Here is a 16,392-nt window from a genome sequence, read left to right on the forward strand (position 1 = left end):
GTCGACTCCCGCCCTGTGCTGGGAAAACGTCAGCTGCAGCCGGAGGTGGAGCCGCAGCCCTCGCAGACGTAGCAGGACCCGGCGGGCCGCATCTTGGTGCCGCAGGTGAAGCACAGCGGCGCGTCTGCGGCCTTGCCCTGGCGCAGTTCCAGCATCTCCATGGAGCTGCCGACCTTGCCAGCGGGCTCGGACTTGGCCTTCTCCACCTGCGGCGCGGGCTGCGGGGTGGCGTCGACGGTGGTCCGCAGGCTGGTCAGGTCCACATCGGAGCCGTAGCCCTGCTCGACCTGGGCGGCGCGCTCCTCGGCGGTGAAGATGCCGAGCTCGGAGCGCTTGTCCAGCGGCAGGTGGTCCAGGGCGAGCCTGCGGAACAGGTAGTCCAGCACGCTGGTGGCGATCCGCAGGTCCGGGTCGTCGGTCATGCCCGCGGGCTCGAAGCGCTGGTTCATGAACTTCGAGACGTAGAACTCCAGCGGGATGCCGTACTGCAGGCCCACCGAGATCGACATCGAGAACGCGTCCATCACGCCGGACAGGGTCGAGCCCTGCTTGCCGAGCTTGACGAAGATCTCGCCGAGGCCGTCGTCGGGGAAGGACCCCGCGGTCAGGTAGCCCTCGGCGCCGCCGACCGTGAAGGACACGGTCTGGCTGGGGCGCTTCTTCGGCAGGCGCTTGCGCACCGGGCGGTACTCGATGATCGTCTCGGGCTGGGTCTCCCCGGCGGCGCGCGCGGACTTGCCCGCCGACAGCGGCTGGCCGACCTTGCAGTTGTCGCGGTAGATCGCCAGCGCCTTGAGGCCGAGCTTCCAGCCCTCGAAGTAGATCCGCTCGACCTCCTCGACCGTCGCCGACTCCGGCATGTTGACGGTCTTGGAGATCGCGCCGGAGATGAACGGCTGCACCGCGGCCATCATCCGCACGTGCCCGATCGGCGCGATCGAGCGGTCGCCCATCGCGCAGTCGAAGACCTCGTAGTGCTCGGGCTTCAGGCTCGGCGCGTCGACGACGTGGCCGTGCTCGGCGATGTACTCGACGATCGCCTCGACCTGCTCGGCCTGGTAGCCGAGGGACTTCAGCGCGCCGGGCACGGTCTGGTTGACGATCTGCATGGAGCCGCCGCCGACCAGCTTCTTGAACTTGACCAGCGCCAGGTCCGGCTCGATGCCGGTGGTGTCGCAGTCCATCATCAGGCCGATGGTCCCGGTGGGCGCGAGCACGCTGGCCTGCGCGTTGCGCCAGCCGTTGCGGGCGCCGATCTCCAGGCAGTCCTGCCAGGCGATGGTGGCCAGCTTGTGCACGGTGGAGTCGTTCTTGTGCAGCGTGCGCACCAGGTCGTTGGCCGCGGCGTGCTGGCGCATGACCCGGCGGTGCGGGTCGGCGTTGCGGGCGAAGCCCTCGTACGGGCCGACCACCCCGGCCAGCTCGGCGGAGCGCTTGTACGCCGTGCCGGTCATCAGCGAGGTGATCGCCGCCGCGAGCGTCCGGCCGCCGTCGGAGTCGTAGGCGTGGCCGGTGGCCATCAGCAGCGCGCCGAGGTTGGCGTAGCCGATGCCCAGCTGGCGGAACCTGCGCGTGGTGTCGGCGATCGGCTCCGTCGGGAAGTCGGCGAAGCAGATCGAGATGTCCATCGCGGTGATGACGACCTCGACGGCCTTGGCGAAGGTCTCCGCGTCGAAGGTGCCGTCGGGGAGCAGGAACTTCATCAGGTTCAGCGAGGCGAGGTTGCAGCTGGAGTTGTCCAGGTGCATGTACTCGCTGCACGGGTTCGACGCGGTGATCCGGCCCGACTCGGGGCAGGTGTGCCAGGCGTTGATCGTGTCGTCGTACTGGATGCCCGGGTCGGCGCACTCCCACGCGGCCTTGGCCAGCTTGCGGAACAGGCCCTTGGCGTCGGTGGTGGACACCACCTCGCCGTCGGTGCGCGAGCGCAGCCCGAAGGAGTTGCCGTCCTCCACCGCGCGCATGAACTCGTCGGAGACGCGGATGGAGTTGTTGGCGTTCTGGTACTGGACGCTGGTGATGTCCTTGCCGCCGAGGTCCATGTCGAAGCCGCCGTCGCGGAGGATGCGGATCTTCTCCTCCTCGCGCGCCTTGGTCTCGATGAACTCCTCCACGTCGGGGTGGTCGACGTCGAGGATGACCATCTTGGCGGCGCGGCGGGTGGCGCCACCGGACTTGATGGTGCCCGCGGAGGCGTCCGCGCCGCGCATGAAGGAGACGGGGCCGGAGGCGTTGCCGCCGGAGGAGAGCAGCTCGTGCGAGGAGCGGATGCGGGAGAGGTTGACGCCGGCGCCGGAGCCGCCCTTGAAGATCAGACCCTCTTCCTTGTACCAGTTGAGGATCGACTCCATGGTGTCGTCGACGGCCAGGATGAAGCAGGCGGAGACCTGCTGCGGGGAGGGCGTGCCGACGTTGAACCAGACCGGGGAGTTGAAGCTGAACACCTGGTGGAGCAGCATCCAGGTGAGCTCGTGCTCGAAGACCTCCGCGTCGGCGGCGCCCGCGAAGTACCCGTGGTCGACACCCGCCTTCACGTAGGTCAGCACCACGCGGTCGATGAGCTGGCGCAGGCTGTGCTCGCGCTTCTCCGACCCCACGGCGCCGCGGAAGTACTTGCTGGTCACGATGTTGACCGCGTTGACCGACCAGCTCTCGGGGAACTCGACGCCACGCTGCTCGAAGTTCACCGTGCCGTCACGCCAGTTGGTCATCACCACATCGCGGCGTTCCCACTTGACCGAGTCGTAGGGGTGCACTCCCTCGGTGGTGTAGACGCGCTGCACGCGCAGTCCGCCACCCCTGCCCCCTGACGCCGCCGTTGTCCCGCCAGCGCCGACGGTCTCCGTCATGACCTTCCCTCTCTCCTGCTGCTCCACCTGTGCCTGCGCGACCTCGTCCGAGCTCCCCGTCCGGTCCGGTCGTGCCTGCTGCTTGTTGGACGCCGTCCTCGGCGTCGCGGCGGCCCCGCTGTTGTCGGCGCCGCCCTTCTGCTTCCCGCCACGCCGTTTCCCGGCGGCGGGGGCAGCGGTCGCGGTGCCGCGCTTGCGCCGCGGCCTGTCGTCTTCTGACCCCGCGCTCATCCGCTGGTCGCCTCCGCTGCTGTGCCTGCTGTGCCGTCTTCGGAGCCTGCCTGCCGCAGGTCCGCGATCTCCTTCTCGAAGTCCTCCACCGAGCTGAAGGACCGGTACACACTGGCGAAGCGCAGGTAGGCGACCTCGTCCAGCTCCCGGAGGGGGCCGAGGATCGCCAGCCCCACCTCATGACTGGGCACCTCGGCCGCGCCGGTGGAGCGGATCGCCTCCTCCACCCGCTGGGCCAGCTGCTGGAACGCGTCCTCGTCGACCGGACGGCCCTGGCAGGCCCTGCGCACGCCGGTCACGACCTTCTCCCGGCTGAACGGCTCGGTCACGCCGGAGCGCTTGACCACGGCGAGGATGGCCTCCTCGACCGTGGTGAACCTGCGGCTGCACTCGGTGCAGGACCGCCTGCGCCGGATCACCTGGCCTTCATCGACCTCACGCGAGTCGACGACCCGGGAGTCGGAGTGTCGGCAGAACGGGCAACGCACCCGGCTCACCCCTTCCCTCATGCCGCTGGTTCGGCGGCCGCGCGGCGGGTGTCCGGGGTGCGGGCACGGCTGACCGAGCGTGCCGGAAACGACACACTGTGAAAACCGCGTGAACCCAACCTGTGGACTGGCGACACCGACGCAACCACTAGATGTTGGGGTAGAACCTATGCACCGCGTCAGCGAGATGCAACTCGCCTGGCCAGAGCACGGGCGTGAAAGTCACTCTAAATGGGAGTCTTCGTCGCCCGGCAGGAGGAGGTCCCGGGCGTGGCGGCGTGCTACTGCCGGGCCCGGCCGTCCGGTACGCGTAGGGGCTGCCCCGGGTAGACCACGTGGTCGGCCAACTCGTTGAGCTCGACGATGCGATCGATCACCGCACCCGATGGCGAGTCCGGCGCGACACGGCGCGCCAGCTGCCACAACGACTCGCCCGGGTCGACCTCCACCACGGAGACCGCCTCGGGCAGGTCGGGCCCGTCTCCCACGCCGCGCAGCTGGGCCAGCAGCCCGAGCGCGACCACCGCGACCGCCGTGAGCACCAGGGCGCCCACCACCCCGCGCACCCGCGCCGCCGCGCTCCGCCTGCGCACCCGGCAGGCGATGACGGCGTGGGCGGGCGCCGGCACGATCACCGTGCCGCGCCCTGGATGCCCGCGAAGGGGACGCCGGTGAAGCTCGACGACCACCCGGCGAGCGCGCTGCTCGTCCTCGGGCCGGATTTCCGCCTCGGTACGCGTCAGGATCGCCATGACACGCCTCCTCGTCCTACCGTTCGCCTCGGTCGTGCAGTAAGATCGAACAGGCGTTCGATCGAACTGCTGTGCGAATGTCTACCACCCGGGGCCGCGGAAATCGAGCGGAACCGCAGAGGCGACCCGATGGCGTGGCGTTCGAACACCTGTTTGATCTCTCGCGCGGTGACGGCTAGCGTTCACCGGGTGACGCACACCAGCGACCAGGGAGGGCGAGGACGGTGACACGCGAGGGAACCGGCGACCAGGCCGGCTCGTCCGGCGCGACCGGCGAACTCGGAGCGCGGGCCGAGGTCCGCGTCTTCCCCGACCGCGGCGACCAGCTGGTCGCCGACGGGGCAGGCGGCGAGGCCGCCGACGACACCGCCCTCACGCCCCGGCAGCGCCGGGTGCTGGAGGTGATCCGGGACTGGGTGGAGCGCTACGGCTACCCGCCCAGCGTCCGCGAGATCGGCGAGGCGGTCGGCCTGACCTCCACCTCCTCCGTCGCCCACCAGCTGCGGGCCCTGGAGCGCAAGGGCCACCTGCGCCGCGACCCGAACCGGCCGAGGGCCTACGGCGTGCGCTCCCCCGAGCCGGACGCCCAGGCCGAGCAGGCCGCCGACCGCCCGCAGCCCGCCTACGTGCCGGTCGTCGGCCGGATCGCCGCCGGTGGGCCGATCCTGGCCGAGCAGGCCGTCGAGGACGTCTTCCCGCTGCCCAAGGAACTGGTCGGCGAGGGCTCGCTGTTCCTGCTGAAGGTGGTCGGCGACTCCATGGTCGACGCGGCGATCACCGACGGGGACTGGGTGGTCGTGCGCCAGCAGCCCACCGCCGAGAACGGCGACGTGGTCGCGGCGATGATCGACGGCGAGGCCACCGTGAAAACCTTCAAGCGGCGCGACGGCCACGTCTGGCTGCTGCCGCACAACCCCGCCTACGAGCCGATCCTCGGCGACGAGGCGGCGGTGCTCGGCCGCGTCGTGGCGGTGCTGCGCCGCCTGTAGCCAGGGCCCTCAACGCACCCGCCCCGGGGACTCCCTCCCAGCTCCGGGGCGGGTACAACCCTGTCCGGACCCAGGTCCCTTCGGCCTACGGCGAACGCGTGGCCGGGACACACGTTCGGCGGGTGCGCGAGCCCTGCGATCGGCGGTAGTCCGGCTGGAGCGGCCGCACGTACATTCGGAGGCGATGATCACCCAACCAGAGCAACGTATGACGTCCACTCCGGGGTCGAAGCTCGCCGACCTCCCCCAGGTGAGCAGGCTCGCGCCCGAGCTGCGCCGCGACATCGCGGTGGTCAGTACCGTGCTGCCGTTCAAAGTGAACAACTACGTCCTGGACGAGTTGATCGACTGGTCGGCCGCGCCCGACGACCCGATCTTCCGGCTCACCTTCCCGCACCGGGACATGCTGCCGGACTCGATGTACCAGCACGTCGCGGCGATGCTGGACGCAGGAGCCAACCGGACCGAGCTGCGCGCGGCCGTGGAACCGCTGCGCAAGGAGCTCAACCCGCACCCCGGCGACCAGATGGAGAAGAACGTCCCCGGTGACGACGAGGGACAGCTCTCCGGCGTCCAGCACAAGTACCGGGAGACCGCACTGGTCTTCCCGGCCAACGGGCAGACCTGCCACTCCTACTGCGGTTACTGCTTCCGGTGGGCGCAGTTCGTCGGCATCTCCGAGCTCAAGCAGCAGGTGGACCGGCCGGAGCGGGTGTTCGGCTACCTGCGCGCGCACCCGGAGGTCTCCGACGTGCTGCTCACCGGCGGCGACCCGATGATCATGAAGACCCAGCTGCTGGCGCGCTACGTGGAACCGCTGCTGGAGCCCGGGTTCGAGCACGTCCGCAACGTCCGCTTCGGCACCAAGGCCCTGTCGTACTGGCCGTACCGCTTCACCACCGACCCGGACGCCGACGCGCTGCTGCGGTTGTTCGAACGCCTTGTCGCGATGGGAAAGCACGTCGCGGTGATGGCGCACTTCTCGCACCCGCAGGAACTGCGCACCGACGCGGTGCAGGAGGCGATCCGGCGCATCAAGGGCACCGGTGCGGTGATCCGCGCGCAGGCCCCGATCGTCAAGCACGTCAACGACAACGCGGACGCGTGGGCCACGATGTGGCGTGAGCTGGTCCGCGTCGGAGTCGTGCCGTACTACATGTTCGTGGAGCGCGACACCGGCGCGCGGGACTACTTCGCCCTTCCGCTGTACCAGGTCCTGGACATCTACCGCGACGCGATCAGCCAGGTCTCCGGCCTGGAGCGGACCGCGCGCGGACCGGTGATGTCCGCGTCACCCGGCAAGGTGGTGCTCGACGGCACCGCCGAGGTCGGCGGCGAGAAGGTCTTCGTCTGCCGCTTCCTCCAGGCGCGGGACCCGAGCAAGGTGAACCGGCCGTTCTTCGCCGCCTACGACGACCAGGCGCTGTGGTTCGACGACCTCAAGCCCGCATTCGGCAGGCCGGACTTCCTGGACTAGCGGGCCGGACACCGGACATCAACGACGCTGTCCGGTGTCTGCCTGGCAATTCCGCGGCAATCCCGATTCACCCATGACGTGGCCTTTTGTCCCGTTAGCATCGGAACGTGCCTGCGGGGGCGGCAAAGGGGGCGTTGATGGTGGGCGATCGGCACTTCTCCGGTTCGGACAACTACGCGGGGATGTCACTGGAGCAGCTCCGGGACCTGCTCGGCAGCGTTCCGGACAGCGCCGCGGCGCACCTCGCGCGGGACTTCCAGGAACGCGGCAAGGTGGCCGTGCAGCTGGCCGACCGGATGAACAAACTCGCCGACCGGCTCGCGGGCCGTTGGCAGGCGCCTTCGGTGGACAAGGCGAAGAAGGCCGGGGACGGCCTTCGCGGTTACGGCGACACCCAGCAGCAGGCGGCTCAGCAGATCAGCGCCATGCTGGAGCCCGCGGCGACCAAGGCGAACAGCGTTTCGGAGACGGTCAAGACCCTCACGGTCTCCGGCCGCGAGTTCCCCAAGAACACGGCCGGGCTCGGCCCCCAGTCGCTGGCCTTGATCAATGCTGACCACGCCCGCTACGAGCAGCAGAAGGAAGCGAAACGCCGGGAGGCCATCGAGCTGGGCGCCCAGCTCGACAAGCAGGCAGCCGCGATGGACAGCGGAACGCCGCCTTTTCCCACCATCCCAGCCAATTTCTTCGACCCGGGTGGTGAGCCCCCGCCCCGCCCACCGCGCGATCCCATTGGTGGTGGCGGAGGGGCCGGTGGCGGATGGAGTGGTGTACAGGGTGGCCCTGATCCTTCACCCGATCCGGCACCTGTTCCGCAGCCCACGCCCGCTCCGCACCCCAACCGCAGGGGCGATTCCGAGCTGGCGGGTTCGGACAACATCGACACCAAGCGCCCGCTTCCGCCGCCCAACACGGGCTCCGACGGGGACAGCCGTTCCGGGGGTTCCGGTGGCATCGGCGCCGGGGGTGCCGCTCTCGGCGGCATGGCCTTCGGCGCGGGCCCCTCGGGTTACGACTCTCCGCGCAGCACGCCGTCTCCGGGCACCGGTCGACCAGGCACTTCGAGCCCAGCACCACCCGGTGCCGGTGCTCCCCACGCCAACACGGCTGCCCCGCGCGGCGCCGGAGGCGGTTTCCTTCAGCCCGCGCTCGGCGGCACGGGTCAGCGCGCCGAGGACGAGGAGCACCAGCGGAAGTACCCGATCACCGATGATCTGGTCGGCGAGCTCCCCTTGGTGGCCCCGCCGGTGATCGGCGAATACTCCGACGACGAGCGGTGAGGGGACCGATGACCGCCTGGAACGATCAGCCCGCTCCGGACACGCCCTACCAGGACATGCGCGATTCCCTGGACCGCGTCAACGCCCAACTCGGCCAGGGCATCACCTACGACAAGGTCACCGCCGACTGGGTCACCAAAGAACTCACTGACATGATCAACATCGCCGAAGAAGAAGTCCGAAAAGCGGAGCGATTCTACGACGACACACAGAGAATCAATCTGGGGAAGTCACAGGCGGGCCAGGCAATCCGGGCGAAGATCATCGCCCGAGCGTCAGACCAGGAAGGCGGGGCCCTACGCTTCTGGATCGACTACCACAAGGCCCTCATCACCTACCGCGACAAGGTGGCGGCAATGGCGCGGGAATGGGAACGCGCAGACCGGACCAGCGCAGACAACCTTCCAGGAAGCCCTCGATGAACCTCCGCTTTCGCCTCGTCGCCACGCTCATCACGATCGCGGTCGCGACCTCCTGCGCTCCCAACCTCGCAGGGGAGCCGTACCCCGTTCCAACCACGCAGACTCCTCACCCGACAACCACGTCGAACGGTCGAATCACTGCTACCGATGTCTGCAAGCTGATGACACCTGCGGATTTTCCCTATCAAGGGCCCGAGACCAAGCCAGCCGAACTCGACGAAGAGCCTTTCCCTGACTGCGGTTACCAGATGAAGCCATCTCCGGACATCTCCTCGGTACTCACGGTCGGACTCACCTTCCTCCCCGACCGAAAGCTTGAACCCTTCGACTTCGACAACCGCAGGGAAATTACCGTCGATAGAAAACGCGGAGTCCTCGGCCAAGGAAAACTCACCGGGAACTCAGGCCGGTGTGAGCTGATCTTTGAGACGCCCCGCGGTCTGTGGCGGATCATCGTGGTGGACAGTTCGGCGCCTGGGCGGGATGGGTGTGCGACGGCGAAGCACATCGGTGACCGGGTCGCGCCGCGAGTGCCATGAGGGTTCCGGCGGTGGTCTACGAGGTCTGCTGGGAGCGGCTCGGGCTCGGCATGATGCCCTACCCGCTGGTGGTTGTGCAGCACGGCGTGGACGACGAGGGACGAGCCCATGCGAAGGCGTGGGCGGCGGAGTGGCTGGCGCGGCACAGGCTCGGTGACGCGGTGCGGATCGACGACGCCCTGAGCGGAGCCCTGCACGCGATCGCGCACGCGAACAGCGAACTTGCCGTGTTGTACGCGGACCAGGCGGGGCAAACGCGGATCGGGAGCTTCCTGCACGGGCGTGCATGCCTGAGGGCGGTGTGGCGCGGCGACACGATCGACCTGACCTGGCTGGACCGCGACGACCACGCGCGCGGAGTGGTGGAGGCGCTCCCGCAGTGCCGTCCGGGCAGGGGACAGCCGGGGCAGGTGCCCGCCGCGGCATTGGAGCAGGCGGGAACCGCGTGGGCGGACAGAGGGGCGATCACCGCCGCCGAGGACAGCCTGGTGGCGGCGGGAGCCGAGCGGGCTCAGGCGCGGAGGTTCCTGGTCGCGTACTCCGCCACCACCGCGATGGGCCAGGCGACGGCGTTGCGGCCGCAGCCGCACAAGGAGAACAGGGCCATCGCGCGGTCGCCGGTGACGTTCCTCGACACCCCGGACGGGCGGTATTCGATCACCGAGCGCTCGAACTGGTTGACGCTCTCCCCCGTGGACCAGAACCTGCTGGCGACACGCCTCGCCGAGCTGCTGACCGGGCCCTTCAGCTAGCGTTTCGCTTACGGCGGCTGAAGAAGAGCACCACGCCGAGCGCGAGGAGACCGGCCACGGCGAACGCGCCCAACGACGACGACCCGGTCTCCGCGGGCGGCTGCGCCTGGCTAGAGCCGTCAGAGGTCGGAGTGGGATCTGTGCGTTGGTCGCCGCCCTGGCCGCGGGCGAGCTCGACGGCGCCTTCGACCGCGCGGATCGGCTGGTTCTTGCCCTCGGTCCCGGACAGCAGCGACCCGTCGCTGTCGAAAGCGATGGCCTCGCCCTGTTCCTCGTTGGGCAACGACACGCGCACGGGCTTCCGGGCGAGCGCGGCGGCGATGTCGCCGTCCGGCGCGGAGAACAGGTACGCCTCGGTGTAAGTACGAAGCGCCACAACGGTTCCGTCCGCGTTCACGGCTCCGCCGGTGACCAGGATGGAGCCGATCCCGGCGCCGACCGGGCCGCCGGGAGTGCTGGTGGACCGCAGGGAAACCGCGCCGACCTTCTCCAGAGGCGTCGGCCCGGGGGCGGAGAGCTTGCCCGCCGGCCGGTAAACCTTGGCTTCGCCGAACGGTTCTTTGGACACGAGGTACGGCACGTTGTTGCGGTCGAGCAGCAACGCCTCGACGTCGTGCGGGCCGTCCGGGTAGGTCAGCCGGTACAGCGTGGACTTGCCGTTGGGGTTGAGCGCGTGCAGCGCGACGGTCTCGCGCTGCTTGCGGTTGTCCCCGGTGTCGGCGAGCCAGAGCGTGCCGTCCGCGCCCCGCGCCAGGTCCTCGACGTCGAAGGGATCGGTCGAGTTGGTGATGGTGCGCTGCACGGCACAGCTCTTGTTCAGCACGTAGACGGTCAGCCTCGTGCCGCCGTCGTTCATCGCGTACCAGTTCCTGCCGTCGGCGGCCAGGCCGGACAGCTCGCCGATGCGCTTGTCGGCGATGCGGCAGCGCTCCACCGGATCGGCGGAGGCAGGTACGGCGGTGAGGGTCAGCAGCGCAGCGGTGATACCCAGAAGAGCGCGCAGCCGACCCACTCGTTTACCCCCCACATCGGAGAAGACGCATGAAACACCAGTGGGTTCAGTGCCGCACGACGAACTCGTCCAGCGCTCCGGCCAGTGGCGGCAGCACGCGGGCGCGCAGCTCTGTGCCGTCGTCGGTGTGCTTCTCGTCCAGCACGACGCCCTCGGCGTGCACCCTGGCGACCATCTCGCCGCGGGCGTACGGCACGAAGACCTCCAGCTCGACGTCGGTCCTGGGCAGCCGCTCCGCGATCACCGCGCGCAGGTGCTCGATGCCCTCGCCGCTGTGCGCGGAGACGAACACCGCGCCGGGGAACAGGTGGCGCAGCCGGGTCAGGGTGACCTCGTCTGCGGCGTCGATCTTGTTCACCACCAGCAGCTCCGGCGGCATCGGGCTCTCGCGCTCGGCGATGATCTCGTTGAACACCTCGCGCACCGCGGAGACCTGGCGCTCGGGCAGCGGGTCGGACGCGTCCACCACGTGCACCAGCAGGTCGGAGTCGGCGACCTCCTCCAGCGTCGAGCGGAACGCCTCGACCAGCTGGTGCGGCAGGTGCCGGACGAAGCCGACGGTGTCGGTGAGGGTGAAGGTGCGCCCGTCCGGGGTCTCGCTGCGCCGGGTGGTCGGGTCGAGGGTGGCGAACAGCGCGTCCTCGACCAGCGCGCCCGCGCCGGTGACCGCGTTGAGCAGGCTGGACTTGCCCGCGTTGGTGTACCCGGCGATGGCGACGCTGGGCACGTCGTTGGCCCTGCGCATGCCGCGCATGGTCTCGCGGACGGTGCCCATGGCGCGCAGTTCCTTGCGCAGCTTGGCCATCCGCTTGTTGATCCGCCGCCGGTCGGTCTCCAGCTTGGTCTCACCGGGACCACGGGTGCCGATGCCACCACCGGTGCGGCTCATCGCCTGACCCCAGCCGCGCAGCCGGGGCATCATGTAGGACAGCTGGGCCAGCTCGACCTGCGCCTTGCCCTCCCGGGACCGGGCGTGCTGGGCGAAGATGTCCAGGATCAGCGCGGTCCGGTCGATGACCTTGACCTTCAGCTTCTCCTCCAGCTGGCGCAGCTGACCGGGCGAGAGCTCGCCGTCGCAGACCACGGTGTCGCAGCCGGTGGACACCACGACCTCCCGCAGCTCCGCGACCTTGCCGGAGCCGATGTAGGTGGCGGTGTCCGGCTTGTCGCGGCGCTGCACCAGGCCGTCGAGGACCTCCGAGCCCGCCGTCTCGGCCAGCCGGGCCAGTTCGGTCATGGAGGCTTCCGCCTCCTGGGCGTCGCTGCCGGTCCACACGCCGACGAGGACGACGCGTTCCAGCCGCAGCTGCCGGTACTCGACCTCGGTGATGTCCTCGAGTTCGGTGGACAGCCCGGCGACGCGGCGCAACGCGGCGCGGTCGGCCAGTTCCATCTCGCCCGTGGAGACGAAGTCGAGCTCGTCGTCGGGCAGGCTCATGTGTTCACTCATACGCGGTCCAGTCTCCCACGCCCCGCATCCGATTTCCCTAGTCCCGGGCGATTAACCACCCAGCCACCAGGAGTCGGACAGCGTCCCCTCGGCCACCAGGACCGCCGGGCCGGTGAGCGTGCTGGTCTCCTCGCCGATCGACACGCGCACCTGACCACCGGGGATGTTCACCAGGAGTTCGCCACCGTCACGACCGGATCGGTGCAGGAAGGCGGCTACGGCGGCCACGGTCCCGGTCCCGCAGGAACGGGTCTCGCCGACACCGCGCTCGTGGACGCGCATGCGCAGCTCGAAGTCGGACAGCGGGGAGATGAACTCGACGTTCACCCCATGCGGGAACATCACCGGATCGTGGCCCGGCGGCACGGTGAGGTCGAGGTCTGCGATCTCCACGTCGGTCACGCAAACCAGGTGCGGGTTGCCCACATCGACCGCGATGCCGCAGAACGCGCGACCAGCCACCGTGGCGGTGGATTCGCCGACGATGCGCGCGGGGCCCATGTCTACCGAGACCTGCTTGCAGGGTCGAGCATCCAGTCCCGTCACGGAGTCATCTTCTTCAATGACGATCACGGGCTTGTCGCCCGCACGCGTACCGACGAGGAAGCTGCCCGCCTCCGCCAGCTTCTTGTGCACCAGGTAGTTCGCGAAGACGCGGACACCGTTGCCGCACATCTCCGCGATCGAGCCGTCGGCGTTGCGGTAGTCCATGAACCACTCCGCCTCGGTGCCCTCCGGGGCGTCCGCGATGTGTTCGCTGCGCACCACCCGCAGCACGCCGTCCGCGCCGAGGCCCCGGTTGCGGTCGCACAGCGCGCGCACCCGGTCGTCGGTCAGCTCCAGCTTGCCCTCGGCGTCAGCGAGCACCACGAAGTCGTTCTGCGTCCCGTGGCCCTTGGCGAACTCAATACCCACGCTGTCCAGCGTAGTTACCGAGCACCGCCTCCAGCAGGCCGGGCCGCGCGGCGTCCAGCCAGGTGATGCGCTTGTCCCGCCGGAACCACGAGCGCTGGCGCCGGACGAACCGCCTGGTCGCCTGCGCGGTCGCCGCCACGGGGTCCGGGGCCTCCTCCAGGACCTGCTGGTAGCCCAGCGCGCGCGACGCGGTGCGGCCTTCGCGCAGCCCGGCCGCCTCCAGTCGGCGGACCTCCTCCACCAAGCCCGCTTCGAACATCCGCACAACTCGTTCATCGATGCGTTTGTCCAGCTCAGCAGTGTCGCGGTCGAGGCCGATCAGCAGTGCGCCGTAGCGCGGGGGCCCCGGGCGCGGCAGCGTCGCCGAGAACGGGCGGCCGGTCAGCTCGATGACCTCCAGCGCCCGCACGATGCGGCGGCCGTTGGTCGGCAGCACCGCCTCGGCCGCGGCCGGGTCGAGCTGGGAAAGCCGCTGGTAGAGCACGTCCAAGCCCGATTCGGCGGCTTCGGCCTCCAGGCGCGCGCGGACTGAGGGATCGGTGCCCGGGAACTCCAGGTCGTCCAGCACCGCCTGCACGTACAGCCCGGAACCCCCGACCAGGATCGGCACGCGCCCCGCGGCGAGCACCGCCTCGACGTCGGCGCGGGCGTGCCGCTGGTAGGCCGCCACCGACGCGGTCTCGGTGACGTCGAGGACGTCGAGCTGGTGGTGCGGGACCCCGCCGCGCTCCGCCTCGGTGAGCTTGGCGGTGCCGATGTCCATGCCCCGGTACAGCTGCATGGCGTCGGCGTTGACGACCTCACCGCCGAGGCGCAGGGCCAGCGCGACGCCGAGGTCGGACTTCCCGGTGCCGGTCGGCCCGACGACGGCGATCAGCCCGGTCACGCGGCCGGTTCCCAGCGGGCCACGTGGTAGCCGACGCCGTAGGGCGCGCCGGAGTAGTCGACCGCGCCGCGCCAGCTCACCCCGGAGCTCTGCGCGACGCTGGCCAGCACCTGCCACGCCGAGCGGCCGCGCGCGCCCAGTTCGGCGGCCAGGTCGGCGTCGATGTCCATCAGCGCGTCGGCGTCGGCCGCGGCGAGCGCCTCGCGGACCGCCTCGTCGAACTCGGCGGCGCGCGGGTCCGGCTTCCCGGGGGCGCGGTCGCCGTGCCGGGGCGAGGAGTCGCCGAGCACCAGCAGCGCGACCGGCTCCGGCCCGGACAACGCGTCCACCAGTTCGTGGCCGACCAGCCAGCACTGGTCCGGGTCCAGCTCCGGGGTGACCAGCCGGACCCGGACCTCCCCGGCACCGGAGTGCTCGCGCAGCCAGCCCGCGATCAGCGCGGGCAGCGGCAGCAACGGATCGCTGCGGCCCTCGTCCTCGGCCAGCTCGGCGAGGCTGACCGGGACGTCCACCCCGTACCCGGCGAAGCTGCCCCTGGTCGCGGGCTCGATCACGCGCGAGCCCACCTCGTCCACCGCGACCGCCGACCACCTCGGTGTCACCTCGGCCAGCCAGCGGGCGGCGTCCAGGCAGGCCCGGCGCAGGGGCTCGGTCTCCTCGGAGGCACCCGCGACCAGTTGCGGCACGAGCAACGGTGGGTGTGGCAGCACGGCGGCACGAACGATCACGTTCGGGCAGGCTAGTGCCCCCTCACACGTTCGGCCGAACACACCCGGGTGGGCGGTGCAAGGTCATGGGTAGGTCACAACCCGGCCTCGAAGTTCCGACGAGCGCCCTGACCTGTTTCAATCCCCCTTCAGGGATCGCGGGCCACACCGGCCCGGATGCCCCGGTTGCCAGGCCCCGCCGCCATGCGGGGCGCCCGCACGCGGTGCGGGCGGTGAAGGCTAGGAGGAGCCGGCGATGACGGACCAGGAGACGACCCAGGCCGACGGGCAGCAGGGTCGGGCCACTCCGGACACCACGGCCCAGGACACCACGGCCCAGCACAACACGCCCCCGGTCAGCGCGCCCCCGGCGCCCGCCGCCCCGCCCGCCGCCCCGGTGGTGCCTGCCGCGTCGGACCACCCGGAGCGCTGGGGCCGGGTGGACACCGACGGCACGGTCTACGTGCGCACCGCGGACGGCGAGCGGTCGGTCGGGTCGTGGCAGGCGGGTGAGCCCGCCGAGGGTCTCGCGCACTTCGCGCGCAAGTTCGACGACATGCTCACCGAGCTCGGCCTGTTGGAGGCCCGGCTGAGCTCCGGCGCCGGTGACCCCAAGCAGGCGCTCGGCAGCGCCAAGCACCTCAAGGAAGCGCTGGTCGACGCGGCCGTGGTCGGCGATCTGGCCGGGCTGGCCAAGCGGGTCGAGCACGTGATCGCCCGCGCCGGGGTGGCGATGGAGGCGGGCAAGGCGGCCAAGGAGCAGGCCCGCGTCGAGGCGATCGCGCGCAAGCAGGCCCTGGTCGACGAGGCCGAGGGGCTGGCGAACGACTCCACCCAGTGGAAGGCGGCCGGTGACCGGCTGCGCTCCATGCTGGAGGAGTGGAAGTCGGTGCGCGGGGTGGACCGCAAGACCGACGAGCAGCTGTGGCGGCGCTTCGCCAAGGCCAGGGACGCGTTCAACCGCAGGCGCGGCTCGCACTTCGCCGACCTGGACCGGCAGCGGTCCACGGCCAAGCAGCGCAAGCAGGAGATCGTGGAGGAGGCGGAGTCGATCGCCACCTCGACCGAGTGGGGCGAGACCGCCAACCGCTACAAGGAGCTGATGACGGACTGGAAGGCGGCCGGGCGCGCGCCCAAGGACGCCGACGACGCGCTCTGGAAGCGGTTCCGGGCGGCGCAGGACCAGTTCTTCTCGCACCGCTCCGAGGCCTTCAGCGAGCGGGACGCGGAGTTCTCCGCCAACGCCAAGCTCAAGGAGGAGCTGCTGGCCGAGGCGGAGTCGATCGACCCGGCGGCGGGCGGCCTTGAGGCGGCCCGCAACCAGCTCTACAAGATCCAGGAGCGGTGGGACCAGATCGGCAAGGTCCCGCGCGAGCGGGTGCGCGAGCTGGAGGGCAAGCTGCGCTCGATCGAGGAGCGGGTGCGCTCGGCGGCCGACGCCCAGTGGCGGCGCACCGACCCCGAGGCCGAGGCCCGGGTCGCGCAGTTCCGCGAGCGGGTCGAGCAGTTCGAGTCGCAGGCGGCCAAGGCCCGCGCCTCCGGCGACAAGCGCCGCGCGGAGCAGGCCGAGTCGCAGGCCGCGCAGTGGCGCGAGTGGCTGGCCGCGGCCGAGAGCTCGGTCGCCAACCGCTGAGAGAGCTGAT

At 70.4% G+C, this 16,392-nt stretch carries 15 protein-coding genes; 7 read left to right on the forward strand and 8 right to left on the reverse strand.

The genetic code is table 11. From position 1 onward, the window contains the following. Window positions 1-29: 29 nt before the first annotated feature. From NLX83_RS20695 to NLX83_RS20705, 3 genes are all read right to left on the reverse strand, one after another. Window positions 30-2,849, reverse strand: a complete 2,820-nt coding sequence (locus NLX83_RS20695; RefSeq protein ID WP_254236952.1) for a vitamin B12-dependent ribonucleotide reductase — start codon at window positions 2,847-2,849, stop codon at window positions 30-32. 227 nt (window positions 2,850-3,076) lie between these two features. After that, window positions 3,077-3,568 (reverse strand): transcriptional regulator NrdR, encoded by a 492-nt coding sequence (gene nrdR, locus NLX83_RS20700; protein ID WP_254236953.1) that lies wholly within the window; start codon window positions 3,566-3,568, stop codon window positions 3,077-3,079. Window positions 3,569-3,849: 281 nt separating this feature from the next. Then, window positions 3,850-4,320 (reverse strand): LysM peptidoglycan-binding domain-containing protein, encoded by a 471-nt coding sequence (locus tag NLX83_RS20705; RefSeq protein WP_254236730.1) that lies wholly within the window; start codon window positions 4,318-4,320, stop codon window positions 3,850-3,852. 326 nt (window positions 4,321-4,646) lie between these two features. Between NLX83_RS20705 and lexA the strand changes: the two genes are divergently transcribed. The 6 genes from lexA (at window position 4,647) to NLX83_RS20735 (ending at window position 9,779) form a co-directional block, all read left to right on the forward strand. After that, window positions 4,647-5,309: a transcriptional repressor LexA gene (gene lexA, locus NLX83_RS20710; protein ID WP_254236954.1), complete on the forward strand. Its 663-nt coding sequence runs from the start codon at window positions 4,647-4,649 to the stop codon at window positions 5,307-5,309. Window positions 5,310-5,493: 184 nt separating this feature from the next. Next, window positions 5,494-6,786 (forward strand): KamA family radical SAM protein, encoded by a 1,293-nt coding sequence (locus NLX83_RS20715; protein ID WP_254236731.1) that lies wholly within the window; start codon window positions 5,494-5,496, stop codon window positions 6,784-6,786. 137 nt (window positions 6,787-6,923) lie between these two features. Then, window positions 6,924-8,066, forward strand: coding sequence for a hypothetical protein (locus tag NLX83_RS20720; protein ID WP_254236732.1), 1,143 nt, complete (start codon window positions 6,924-6,926; stop codon window positions 8,064-8,066). 8 nt (window positions 8,067-8,074) lie between these two features. Continuing rightward, window positions 8,075-8,488, forward strand: a complete 414-nt coding sequence (locus NLX83_RS20725) for a hypothetical protein (protein WP_254236733.1) — start codon at window positions 8,075-8,077, stop codon at window positions 8,486-8,488. After that, window positions 8,485-9,027, forward strand: a complete 543-nt coding sequence (locus NLX83_RS20730) for a DUF3558 family protein (RefSeq protein WP_254236734.1) — start codon at window positions 8,485-8,487, stop codon at window positions 9,025-9,027. The genes NLX83_RS20725 and NLX83_RS20730 overlap by 4 nt, the downstream gene beginning before the upstream one ends. Further along, window positions 9,024-9,779 carry an ESX secretion-associated protein EspG gene (locus NLX83_RS20735; RefSeq protein WP_254236735.1) on the forward strand — a complete coding sequence of 252 codons (756 nt, stop codon included), beginning with the start codon at window positions 9,024-9,026 and terminating at the stop codon, window positions 9,777-9,779. Before NLX83_RS20730 ends, NLX83_RS20735 begins: the two co-directional genes overlap by 4 nt. On the opposite strand, the gene NLX83_RS20740 is transcribed toward NLX83_RS20735, so the two are convergent. From NLX83_RS20740 to NLX83_RS20760, 5 genes are read right to left on the reverse strand one after another with little or no spacing between them, the layout of a single operon-like run. Further along, window positions 9,772-10,782, reverse strand: a complete 1,011-nt coding sequence (locus NLX83_RS20740) for an LPXTG cell wall anchor domain-containing protein (RefSeq protein ID WP_374118789.1) — start codon at window positions 10,780-10,782, stop codon at window positions 9,772-9,774. The two genes, NLX83_RS20735 and NLX83_RS20740, sit on opposite strands and share 8 nt — an antisense overlap. 55 nt (window positions 10,783-10,837) lie before the next feature. Then, window positions 10,838-12,241, reverse strand: coding sequence for a GTPase HflX (hflX, locus tag NLX83_RS20745; RefSeq protein WP_254236737.1), 1,404 nt, complete (start codon window positions 12,239-12,241; stop codon window positions 10,838-10,840). A gap of 51 nt (window positions 12,242-12,292) precedes the next feature. Continuing rightward, window positions 12,293-13,156 carry a diaminopimelate epimerase gene (gene dapF / locus NLX83_RS20750; protein WP_254236738.1) on the reverse strand — a complete coding sequence of 288 codons (864 nt, stop codon included), beginning with the start codon at window positions 13,154-13,156 and terminating at the stop codon, window positions 12,293-12,295. Beyond that, window positions 13,146-14,042, reverse strand: a complete 897-nt coding sequence (miaA, locus tag NLX83_RS20755) for a tRNA (adenosine(37)-N6)-dimethylallyltransferase MiaA (protein ID WP_254236739.1) — start codon at window positions 14,040-14,042, stop codon at window positions 13,146-13,148. The genes dapF and miaA overlap by 11 nt, the downstream gene beginning before the upstream one ends. After that, window positions 14,039-14,770 (reverse strand): hypothetical protein, encoded by a 732-nt coding sequence (locus tag NLX83_RS20760; RefSeq protein WP_254236740.1) that lies wholly within the window; start codon window positions 14,768-14,770, stop codon window positions 14,039-14,041. The genes miaA and NLX83_RS20760 overlap by 4 nt, the downstream gene beginning before the upstream one ends. 235 nt (window positions 14,771-15,005) lie before the next feature. Between NLX83_RS20760 and NLX83_RS20765 the strand changes: the two genes are divergently transcribed. Then, a complete protein-coding gene (locus NLX83_RS20765) occupies window positions 15,006-16,382 on the forward strand; it encodes a DUF349 domain-containing protein (RefSeq protein WP_254236741.1) in 1,377 nt (458 codons plus the stop codon). The last annotated feature ends 10 nt before the right edge of the window (window positions 16,383-16,392 follow it).

The organism is Allokutzneria sp. A3M-2-11 16, assembly GCF_024213555.1.
Lineage (GTDB): Bacteria > Actinomycetota > Actinomycetes > Mycobacteriales > Pseudonocardiaceae > Allokutzneria.